This window comes from Candidatus Poribacteria bacterium, assembly GCA_021162805.1.
Lineage (GTDB): Bacteria > Poribacteria > WGA-4E > B28-G17 > B28-G17 > JAGGXZ01.
Genome location: JAGGXZ010000085.1, coordinates 1 through 11,124, shown reverse-complemented (window position 1 = coordinate 11,124; position 11,124 = coordinate 1). Strand labels below are relative to the sequence as shown.

Genomic DNA, 11,124 nt, shown 5'->3' with positions numbered 1-11,124 from the left:
CATCAACGACTATCTGATCCTCTACCGGTTCAGGAACACGAAGGAGATCATATCGGATCAAAACGCTGGCACAGGAGCGGTTGTAGCCGGAGGATATATCGCGACCGGGCTGATCGTCAGGGCCTCCATAGCGGGAGAAGGGGGAGGATGGCTTTCAGTCCTGATATTCTTCCTGCTCGGTCAAGCGATGCTGGTTTTAGCGGGGCTCTGGTATCAGCTAATCACACCATATGACGTGCACGAGGTGATAGGTGAGAGAAACAACACCGCCGCGGGAGTGGCCTTCGGAGGATTCCTCTTCGCCGTGGGATATCTGGTACACCAGGGGATGTTGGGAGATTTCACCGGATGGTCATCCGATCTCGCCATCTTTCTCCTGTATGTTGTTTGCTCCTTCATCCTGCTATGGATTATAAGGCTGATAACCGATCTGGTCTTTCTGCCAAGGGCGAGGATGTCCGAGGAGATAGCCGATAAGGCCAACGTCGCGGCCTCGTTTATAGCCGTGAGCATATATGCCGCCTCAGTCTTCATAATCGCCCATGCTGTATGAGATTGGGAGGTAAGAATGAGCCTGCTGGGGGTAGACGTCGGAACAACCGGATGTAAGGCGATCGCCTTCAACCTAGACGGCCAGATCATCGCACAGGCATATGGGGAGTATCCTCTGATACATCGAAGGCCGGGATGGTCCGAGCTGGACTCAAATCTGGTTTGGCAAAAGGTGGCGGATGCCATAAGAAAGGTCGCCGCTGAGACCAAAAGCGACCCCATAAAGGCGTTCGCCGTCTCATCTCAGGGCGAAGCTGTCACCCCTGTCTCCGAGGACGGTGAGATATTGGATACGGCCATAACCACCTTCGACTCGCGCGCCGATGAGATAGCCCAAGAGATCGGCGGGAGGATGAGCAAGCTTCAGATCATGAGGATAACCGGCATGCCTCTCAGCGGCATAACCACGATGGCAAAGCTGATATGGCTCAGGAGAAATAAGCCCGATGTATACGGAAGAACGTGGAAGTTCCTGGGTTATGAGGATTTCGTGCTCTTCAAGCTGGGGATCAGGCCGGTGGAGGATTGGTCGCTCGCCTCTCGGACGATGATGTTTGACATAATACGCAAGGACTGGTCGGAGAAGATGTTGAATCTGGCGGGGGTGGATCGTGATCTGCTCCCGGAGACGGCACCTTCCGGAACGCCAATCGGTGAGGTGCCCGACAAGATCGCCGACGAGTTGGAGTTGCCCAAGGGCGTGGTGGGGGTAACGGGCGGGCACGATCAGCCCTGTGGGGCTCTGGGCGCGGGGGTTATCCGAGGGGGATTGGTGATGGACGCCACTGGCACGGTCGAGTGTTTCGCCCCTGCCTTCACGGAACCGGTGTTGAGTGAGGAGATGATCGAGGGGAACTTCGCGTGTTATCCCCACGTCGTGTCCGATCTCTACGTCACTTTGGCCTTTGTCTCATCCGGAGGGGTGGTGCTGAGGTGGTTCAGAGATGTGTTCGGCCAGAGGGAGATCGAGGAAGCCGAAAGGAAAGGCGTCAGCGCCTACGACCTGCTGATGGAGGAGATGTCGGATGATATCTCGCCGGTGATGTTGCTTCCCCATTTCTCCGGAAGCGGCACGCCCTATCTGGATACCCAATCCAAGGGGGCGATATTGGGATTAAGCCTCGCCACCGGCAAAGGCGACATCATCAGGGCGATAGTCGAAGGGGTCAGCTTCGAGATGAAATACAACCTGGAGCTCCTGCATGAGGCGGGCGTCAGGATAGACGAATTCCGCGCCATAGGAGGAGGGGCGAGATCGGAGAGATGGCTCCAGATGAAGGCCGATATATACGAAAAACCGGTTATGGCCATGGATATCTCAGAAGGCGTCTGTCTCGGGGCGGCGATTTTGGCGGGCGTGGCCATAGGGGAGTACTCCTCCATTCAGGAGGCGATCGAGCACATCGTCAGGCCACGTAGAACCTATATGCCGCGAGCTGAGTTCAGTGAAAGATATCGCGAGAGGTTCGAGATATACAGGAGGATCTATCCGGCCATAAGAGAGATATCGCATCGGCTTTGATCGGGGGTTGTTATGGGGAGATGGGCTGTGGACGGGATCATGGCGGCGATCTGCTGGGGCAGCTATATAATCCTCTTAAAGCTCGGCGGGGATGAGGCATCGGGTGAGATGAGGCTCGTGTGGATGCTCCCGGGGGCGATCATCGCCGCCGCACTCTCATGGCTTTTCGGCCGAGGCGCCTCGCCGGCCACCATATCGTCCCGACTGATATACATATCCGCCGGAGCGATATGGGGATCGGGCATGTTGTTCGCCGCCAAGGCGATAGAACACGGCGCGGACGTCTCAAGACTCGCCCCCCTCTATAACACCAACGTCCTGATCAGCTTGATCCTGGGCGTCATCATCCTAAGGGAACCTCTAAGTTTCAAAACCGTCCTCGGGGCGATCCTCGTCGTGATCGGAGGGGTGCTTGTATCGGGGAGATGAGGGATGAGCGATAAACCCCATTACATAGGACACAGAAAGCGTCTCAGGGAGAGATTTCGGAAGGCCGGAGCCCGGGGAATGCACGATTATGAGCTGCTTGAGCTTCTTCTGACCTACGCCATACCGAGGAGGGATGTCAAGCCCATCGCCAAGGAGCTCATCGAACGTTTCAAGGGCATCACAGGGGTCATGAATGCCTCCCAGGAGGAGCTGGAATCGATCGAAGGCATGGGACCGATATCGGCCACGCTCATCCGACTGGTCAAGGAGCTCTTCGGGCTCTATATGGCTGAAAGGATGGAGGGGAGAGATCTGCTTGCATCACCTCAGGCGGTGGTGGACTTCGCCCGTGTGAAGCTCGCCGGGCTGTCCCATGAGGCTTTCATGGTTATCTATCTTAACACGAAGAACGAGGTCATCGAATATGAAGTTGTCCATGAGGGAACGGTCGATAGGGCGATCATATATCCGCGCCGGATCATCGAATCGGCTCTCTCACACCACGCCTCCGGCCTGATCCTCGTTCACAATCACCCCAGCGGATATCCCGAGCCATCGGAGGATGACAGACGGCTCACCCGTTCGATCTACGAGGTGGCCCATACGATAGATATCAGGGTCTTAGACCACATAATCGTCGGAAGGAATGGCTATTTCAGCTTCAGGGAGGGAGGTTTGCTATGAATCTATCACCGAGCTATACCATCGGAGTCGAGGCCGTTCGGGTTCCGGTTCCGAATCCCGGGGAGTTCATCACGATTCTGGAGCCTGAGAGGGATGAGACGGACTGGTGGGCGGGCGCGCCGAGCGTCTGTATGGACGATGAGGGCGTGGTATGGCTTGCAGCCAGGCTCCGAGAGGCATATTCCCCCAGAGGACAGAGGGGATATGCCATATGGATAGGAAGATCCGAGGACGGGCTGCGCTTCGAGCACGTCAAAACGATACACAGGGATGAGGTCGGCACCCTCTCATTCGAGCGTCCATCGCTGTTGCGCGATCCGCTGACCGGCAAGTTCAAGCTCTATTACTGCCGTTCGGGAAGGCCCGATCCCTATGGCTGGTACATCGGGAAGTTCGACGACGTGGACGATCCCTCGCAGTTCGATCCCTCCACAGCACGGCCCGTGCTTCGATTTGAGATCAAGGAGTGGGGGGTCAAGGATCCGTATATCATCAACATCGGCGGGCTTTATCACATGTTCGTCATCGGCTATGGGATAAACGGCCATCCCCGTGAGCTGCCTTATCTGGCGATCTCGGTTGACGGTGAGAGGTGGGAGTTCAAAACTAATCCGATACTGTCCAGCCACGGTTGGCATGACTTTTTCACCCGACCGGCCTGTCTGCTGCCGATGCCGGGCGTCTGGATTCTCTATTATGAGGGCTCAAACTCGGAATGGTTCGATCCCGTCTACAACATCGCCGGCGGAATAGCCGTTAGCACCGATGGAGGGAAGACCTTTACGGACATCACCCCCAACGCTCCCACGCTTGAAACCGCAACCCCGGGGCGGTATCGGACGGCCAGATACATGGATTACTTGGCGCTTGAGGACAGGATCCTGTTCTACTATGAGGCCTTCCGGGAGAACGATTCGGCCGAGGTGAGGGCAAGCGTAGTCATGCGAGGGAGGAAATAAACCGAATCGGCGAGATGTAAGTCTAACATACGATTTTGTTACCACAGGATGTAGCAGCTTCAAAACGGACAATTTGAATGAAGGTGGGGATATCGATGAGGTTAAGGGCGATCATATGGTTCCTGATACTATCGCTGTGCATCTGGCTTGTGGGATGCATCACGTTTTCCCCTCCAGGTCCAAAGCTGGCGCCGGTCAAGGGGGAGGCTGTAAAGCCCGCAGAGCCGATGTTCAAAATCAGCAGCGGGGGTGGGGAGACCGAATATCAACACGTGCTTATAAGCGAGAACATACGCAGCATAGCGACCGATAGGCGCAATATCTGGGTGGGAACCGATAAAGGGGTCTCCAGGTACATCAAATCGGAGGGGAGATGGGTACATTACACCATGGCTGATGGGCTTTCCAATGACAGGGTGAACGACATAGCGGTGGATGGTAACTACGTCTGGTTCGCCACCGACGAAGGGGTTACCAGATTCGACACGTCGAAGGAGGAGTGGAGGATTTTCAGGAGTAAGGACGGGCTGGCCAGCGATAAGGTCCGGTGCGTCGTCGTAGATGGGGATTATATCTGGTTCGGAACCGATAGAGGACTGAACAGGTACGACAAACGGATAGATAGCTGGGCGGTCAGGGGTAAAAAGGACGGACTGCCCAGCAATAACGTCACCACGATAGCTGTGGATCAGGAGTACATCTGGGTGGGAACCGGTAAGGAGAAGAGGAGATTTGGTAGGAGGATCTTCGATTTCCGCGAGAGGAAGCCAGGAGAAGGAGGTGTCAGCAGGTATCACAGGGCGACCGACTCGTGGAACAACTATTCGACGAAGGATGGACTCGTAGGGGAGGAGATCTCGGTCATAGCGGTTGATGAGGATGTCGTCTGGTTCGGCACCAAAAGCTCAGGCGTCAGCGTCTTCAGCAAGACCGATCAGGCCTTCGTCAAGACCTATACGAAGACGGATCTTCTGGTCAGCGATATGATCAGGGCAATAGTGGTGGACGGAAATCAGGTCTGGTTCGGCACGGCAAACGGCGGCGCGCAGAGGTACATAAAAAGCGTCAACACCTGGATCAACTACACCACTAAGGAGGGCCTTCCCAGTAACCATATCACCTGTATAGCCGTGGACGGCAACGATATATGGTTTGGAACATATCAGAGCGGCGTCGCGAGGTTCAACAAGGTCACGGGGAAATGGACGATCTATACCTTAGCCGATCAGATCGCAGACGATGACGTCAGATCGCTCGACGAAGACGAGAGTGGCAGGATATGGGTGGCCACTCCAAGCGGCCTGTCGCTATTCAATCCCTCGGATCGGTCCTGGAGGAACTTCAACAGAAAGGATGGTCTGGCCTCAGATTACATAACCGCTGTCGAGGCGGATAAAAACGAGATATGGGTCGGAACGGAAAGGGGGATCGGAGTGCTGGATCGCAAAAGCGGCCTATGGAGGTTCTATAACACCATCGGGGATATGAGGGATTTTTACGTGAACGTCATCCTCCGAACCGACGCGGGGATCTGGGTCGGAACCGGCGAAGGGTTGGCGTTATACGATCGATCCTCTGGGTGGAGAAGGATCGATCAGATGAACGGGAAGTTCATCTCCAGTCTCTTCCATAGGGACGGGGATCTATGGATCGGTGCCAAGGATGGTCTCTACAGGTTAGATCCTCAATCGGGCCAGCTCAGCCGGATCATAGAAGATGAGGTGAACGTCGTCCGATGTGAGGGGGATAGCGTGTTCGCCGGGACAATGGATGGGATATACGTCATAGAGGGCCGAAATGTGAACCATATCCTGTCTCAAACCATCGTAACTGCTCTTCATGTGGACGGATCGACGCTGTGGGTCGGAACTCCAAGGGGCATAGGCCGATACGATCTAAACGGGACCGGTCGTCTCTCACCGATCGAGGGGATCCCCTATGACGTAAGGGATATCCTGCCGAAAGGGGGATCGCTTTACCTTGCGACCGATGTAGGGCTGATCAGATACGATCCATCCTCCGGCCGGAGTGAAGCATATAGGTCCCTTGCGGATAGAAATCCGCTCTTGAGCATGGGGGTCTCCAACATCGAATTCGACGGGGATTACGTATGGATGAGCAACTGGCGGGGCACCGTCAACGGCTGTATACTGAGGTATCATCGTCCCACTCATACCTGGCGCAGATTCACAAGGTTCGATATCTTCAAAGATCCGAAAGTTAAAGCCATGAGCGAGATCAAACGTATCGTGCCCGATGGCAGGTATGTCTGGTTCTCGACGGATAAAGGGCTGTTGCGATATGATAAATATGCCGACTCGTGGATCAGGTACACCGTCAAAGACGGCCTCGTCTCCAACTATGTCGATCTCATTGTTCCCAGCGAGAGGGCGATCTGGCTCGGCTACTCCAACGTCACTTATGCCACCAGGATAGATAGATCCTCTTGGAGGTGTGAATCGTTCGATTTCAGCTCGGGCTTTCCGTGGGACAGGGTATCATCCATCGCCCCTGACGGCAGATATGTGTGGGTAGGAACTGGAGCGTCGCTGCGCAGATATGACTCCGAGACAGGCGAATGGCGCAGGTTCACGGTTAAGGACGGGCTGGGCTCTAATGGCGTCAACTGGATCGCCGTGGACGACAGATACGTCTGGGTAGCCTCCTCCAGATGGGGTGGATCGGCCAGACCGCTTTCAAGGTACGATAAACGCACCGGTCGGTGGGAGACCTTCTCCACGGCCGATGTGCTGGCGGCCAACGATATAGATAGGATCGTGATTACCCCTGAAAGGGTTTGGATCATATACGAGTTCTTCGAAGGGGCAGGGATAACCGAGTATGACAGGAAAAACGACGAGTGGATAACGATAACCCCTAAGGGGGAATGGGGAAGCGGTGTGACGGAGCTATGTGAGGACGGCGATTATCTATGGCTTGGAACGGTAAGCAATGGGGTGATGCGCTTCCACATCGCCTCAGGGACGTGGACCACCTTCGACAGAAAAAACGGATTGTTACACGATCACATAAACGAGAGGGCGCTTAAGGTGGATGAACGATATGTCTGGGTCGGAACGCCGCTAGGGCTGAGCAGGTTCGACAAGAAGCTGGAATCCTGGACTCAGTTCACCCATCGCAAAGCCCTTCTGGGCAAAGAGGTACGCTCGATCGCCATCGACAAACGATATGTCTGGGTGGGCACGACCAGCGGCCTCTCCAGATACGACAAGCAGCACGGAACCTGGGAGGGCTATAGACAGAAGGGCGGAAGACAGGTGATGAGGGTCGGCGGCTCACGGTGGAGCTGGTGGGAGCCGCCATCGGAGGAGGGACTCGTCAGCAACTGGGTCAGTTCCCTCGCCGTGGACGAGAGATATGTCTGGATAGGGACACGTGAAGGGGCGAACAGATACGATAAGATCGCCGACAAATGGGACAGATACAAGCGGGAAAACGGCCTGCCGGATGAGGATATAACCTCGATCGCCATATCCGGAAACGACGTCTGGGTCGGCACCAATAGGGGGATAGGCAAGTTTCCCAGGACCTCCGATAATCCAAACGCGTGGGTCAGCTACACGTCAGGGATAGAGATCAAACCCGGCATCGTCTCGAAGGAGTTCGCCGAGACGTTGGTCAGCGATGAGGTGTGGTGCATAGCCGTGGATGAAAAATACGTCTGGGTGGGAACCCGAATGGGTGTCAGCAGATACGATAAGAGAAAGGATTTGTGGAAGACGTTCACCAAGAAGGATGGGCTGCCGGACGATAAGATCACCTGTATCGCCACAGATGGCACCAAGGTATGGTTCGGAAGCGATAGCGGTGTCGCCGTCTACGATCTGAAAAGCATGGACTGGAGGAGCTATTCCAAGCAGGATGGGCTCGCAAGCGATAGGGTTACATGTATCGCCCTGGACGGCGATCTGGTCTGGTTCGGGACATATGACTCGGGCGTAAGCGTGCTCAACTTGAAGGATGGAACCTGGAGGACATATACCAGAAAGGATGGTCTCGTCCATAACAGCATCTACACCATAGCGATCGACGGCGATTACGTCTGGATAGGCACACAGAGGGGGCTTTCACGCTTCAGCAAGTCCACGGGGGTGTGGACGACTTTCACCGAAACACACTGGCCGGAGGATATCCGATGACGGATAAAAATATTAGCGAGATCTCCCCTCTTCTACCTTCAGAAGGTAGGATATCAGGTTCACTGCCAGGTCTTTAATCACCCACAAGGTATCATCGAAAAGTTTTCAACCATCCCCATAACGTTCTAAGTTTATTGGTGGGTATAACAGTGAAATAGGGTGACTTACACCAGTCAGGTGAAAAATCCTTGGCAGGATCATTGGTCAACCTCCTCTGGTTGCTCCCATCAGCGTCCATAACGTAGATCTCTCTGTTCCCATCCCTCTCCGACACAAAGACTATTTTGTTTCCATCAGGTGACCAGGATGGATCATAGTCAGCAGCTGGATTGTTTGTCAGATTACGTTGATTTCTCCCATCTGCATCCATGACGTAGATTTCGGAGTCTCCATCTCTGGTAGAGGTAAAAGCAATCTTCTTGCCATCTGGAGACCATGCGGGGTCTACGTTCCATCCCCACCTTCTTTCTGTCAGTTTACGTCGATTTCCCCCAACTGCATCCATGATATAGATTTGGAGGTTTGATTCGAAAGCGATCTTTCGACCGTCTGGAGACCAGGATGGGTTTCTATCAGCCGCGGAACTTTTCGTCAGCTTACGTAGACTCCTTCCATCCACATCTACAACGTAGATGTCATAGTTTCCATCTTTATCTGATTCAAAAGCGATTTTCCTCCCATCAGGCGACCAAGATGGATGAGCGTGATCCGCTATAGCATTTGTCAGTCTCCTTAGGTTTTCCCCATCAGCATCCATAACGTAGATCTCGGGGCAACAAACCCCAACCCCAATATCCCTGTCGGATACAAACGCTATCATTTTGCCATCTGGAGACCATGCCGGATCATAGTTCCAAAATCTCTTCTCAGTGTCTGTTAATTTCTGTAAGTTTTCCCCATTTACATCCATAACGTAGATCTCCTTCCCTCCGTCCCTATCTGATACAAAGGCTATCTGTACCTTTGGGAATTCCTGCGCTGTAACTTCTGCTAACAAAACAACGCCAAGCAAGACTGAGATGCCCACCAACATAGCACAGACAATCCCTTTGGATAGCATATTAACCCCTCCTTACTCAGGCGATAGTCCTAACATCCATGATTTATAGAGGGCTGAGTCCTCAAACTTCGTAGCCAAATACTCAGGCTTCTCCTTCAAGTTCTTTGGGTAGAGGATTTGCCATATCTTAGTTCCGGAAGGTGGCAATCCAATTCGACTCTCCCTCTCTGAAGGGGAAGGGTAAACGAGTTTGAAGTATTTATTAGGCCTTTCCATCACGTAAAGTTGCACTAAAAGCATCTTCCACGCTTTCTCCGGAAAGTAGATGCCCACCAGTCTCCTCCTAGCAGGGCGGCCTTTGGCGAAATATAACATCAGCACACCAGGGAAGGCTCCCTTAGAAACTTGCTGGATCAACTTCCCTCTGAAGAAAACTAACTGCGGTGGTAGCTTATTCCCATTTGAGACTACATAAACCCCTTTGATGTTTTCCCTCCTGCGTTCACCAGGCTTTTTCAGGGTGATCTTCACCCACTCAAAGGGCGATTGACAAAGCCCGCGGAGATACACCAAAGGGGGAACGGCACGTAATGTGATATCGGTCTCATCAGCTTTTGGTAAGCTTAACTCCACAACACGCACAAAGGTTGACAATCGGTCATACCTCTCATCCGAGCCTAAAGCTGAGTGGCGAGAAAGATCATCGAAATCTCTTTGATCTATCATAAGATAGCTCGCCCTATGGGTTTTCAGAAACTGGAGGGCTTCCATTTCCGTCTGCCCACAGAACACGTGTCTGGATATCAGATAGATCCAGTATGGGATATAATGATCTTCGTCCACAATAGTCGCTTTATTGGCAAGGGTATTGATGTGACTACCTAGATTAAAATCCGCAGCGATAACCGCATCATCCGGAAGATGGTTTTTCATCCAATCCAACGCCCGCTTCAGGGAGTTGGATGCTATCGGGTGAAGTCGTTTTGCTGCCCTGCTCGCCCTCTGTGCTTCTGCTCCTACCACAGGGATGAAACTTGTAAGAGCGATCATGAAGCCGGTGAAACACAGCCATGCTGTCATATTCAACGGTTTTCTCCGGACAAAGAGCGCGCGCCGAAGCACATATGCGAGGAGAGCCAGGCTCAGAAGCGAAGCACATATTAGGAAGTAGACCTTTGTCCCTTGAAAAACAACATAAGATTCCCATAATATCAACATCAAAACCATGTATCCCAGGTGTTTCTCATCAAATGCTGGATGACAGAATCTTCGATAGATGTATCCAAGGGCGTATGTGCCGCATATAATGGCGGACGGAGCAAAGAAGAAATTGTATCTGGCAGCTCCCCTGGTGAAGAACAAGCTCAAGGTGAACCAAGCTATGAGTATCACAATCCCCTCCTGTATCATTTCCTTTGATGAGCTTTTCCCATTCATATGGGCTATAACGTATAAACCTATGACAAAACCCGCATATACCACGATCGCACTCAGGTATAAGATATCTCCTACGCCTTTAAAGGTATTTCGATACACTGTCGTGATCAGAAGGATCTCGTATGCTATGAGAACCACCCAGGGATTCACCCGGATAGATCGGGAGAAATTATGTTGGAGCAGGAGAATCCCTGCGGAAAAACAGATGAAGAACATTCTGTAGAGATCATACCAGAGCCCAAGCGAGAAATCTTGTAGTTCCCCTAAACCTTTCATCAATCGGCTCTGTCCAAGTGGGGAAAGGAAATTGTTTAATAAACTGATCACCTCCAAGAAGTGATATTCCGAAGAAAGCACATAAACACCCAGCAGAATCATGAT

General features: G+C 52.9%; 8 protein-coding genes. 6 read left to right on the top strand and 2 right to left on the bottom strand.

The annotated features are described in order from the left end of the window. From J7M22_06985 to J7M22_06960, 6 genes are all read left to right on the top strand, one after another. A partial coding sequence (locus J7M22_06985) for a DUF350 domain-containing protein (protein ID MCD6506356.1) occupies positions 1 to 553 on the top strand: 553 nt, incomplete at its 5' end. 15 nt (positions 554 to 568) lie between these two features. Next, positions 569 to 2,074, top strand: a complete 1,506-nt coding sequence (locus tag J7M22_06980; GenBank protein ID MCD6506355.1) for a hypothetical protein — start codon at positions 569 to 571, stop codon at positions 2,072 to 2,074. A gap of 12 nt (positions 2,075 to 2,086) precedes the next feature. Then, positions 2,087 to 2,503, top strand: a complete 417-nt coding sequence (locus J7M22_06975; GenBank protein ID MCD6506354.1) for a DMT family transporter — start codon at positions 2,087 to 2,089, stop codon at positions 2,501 to 2,503. A gap of 3 nt (positions 2,504 to 2,506) precedes the next feature. Next, the gene (gene radC, locus J7M22_06970; protein ID MCD6506353.1) at positions 2,507 to 3,187 is read left to right on the top strand and encodes a DNA repair protein RadC; all 681 of its coding nucleotides are present in this window, start codon (positions 2,507 to 2,509) and stop codon (positions 3,185 to 3,187) included. After that, the gene (locus tag J7M22_06965) at positions 3,184 to 4,146 is read left to right on the top strand and encodes a hypothetical protein (protein MCD6506352.1); all 963 of its coding nucleotides are present in this window, start codon (positions 3,184 to 3,186) and stop codon (positions 4,144 to 4,146) included. Before radC ends, J7M22_06965 begins: the two co-directional genes overlap by 4 nt. 77 nt (positions 4,147 to 4,223) lie before the next feature. Next, the gene (locus J7M22_06960) at positions 4,224 to 8,306 is read left to right on the top strand and encodes a hypothetical protein (protein MCD6506351.1); all 4,083 of its coding nucleotides are present in this window, start codon (positions 4,224 to 4,226) and stop codon (positions 8,304 to 8,306) included. A gap of 91 nt (positions 8,307 to 8,397) precedes the next feature. Here the strand turns inward: J7M22_06960 and J7M22_06955 are convergent, their stop codons facing one another. Both J7M22_06955 and J7M22_06950 read right to left on the bottom strand, forming a co-directional pair. Further along, a complete protein-coding gene (locus J7M22_06955; GenBank protein MCD6506350.1) occupies positions 8,398 to 9,366 on the bottom strand; it encodes a PD40 domain-containing protein in 969 nt (322 codons plus the stop codon). Between the two features lie 12 nt (positions 9,367 to 9,378). Then, a partial coding sequence (locus J7M22_06950; GenBank protein MCD6506349.1) for a hypothetical protein occupies positions 9,379 to 11,124 on the bottom strand: 1,746 nt, incomplete at its 5' end.

Bases quoted from the DNA above. Each gene is read 5' to 3' on its own strand.
- J7M22_06980 (MCD6506355.1), top strand. From the start codon at position 569: ATGAGCCTGCTGGGGGTAGACGTCGGAACAACCGGATGTAAGGCGATC.
- J7M22_06975 (MCD6506354.1), top strand. From the start codon at position 2,087: ATGGGGAGATGGGCTGTGGACGGGATCATGGCGGCGATCTGCTGGGGC.
- radC (MCD6506353.1), top strand. From the start codon at position 2,507: ATGAGCGATAAACCCCATTACATAGGACACAGAAAGCGTCTCAGGGAG.
- J7M22_06965 (MCD6506352.1), top strand. From the start codon at position 3,184: ATGAATCTATCACCGAGCTATACCATCGGAGTCGAGGCCGTTCGGGTT.
- J7M22_06960 (MCD6506351.1), top strand. From the start codon at position 4,224: ATGAAGGTGGGGATATCGATGAGGTTAAGGGCGATCATATGGTTCCTG.
- J7M22_06955 (MCD6506350.1), bottom strand. From the start codon at position 9,366: ATGCTATCCAAAGGGATTGTCTGTGCTATGTTGGTGGGCATCTCAGTC.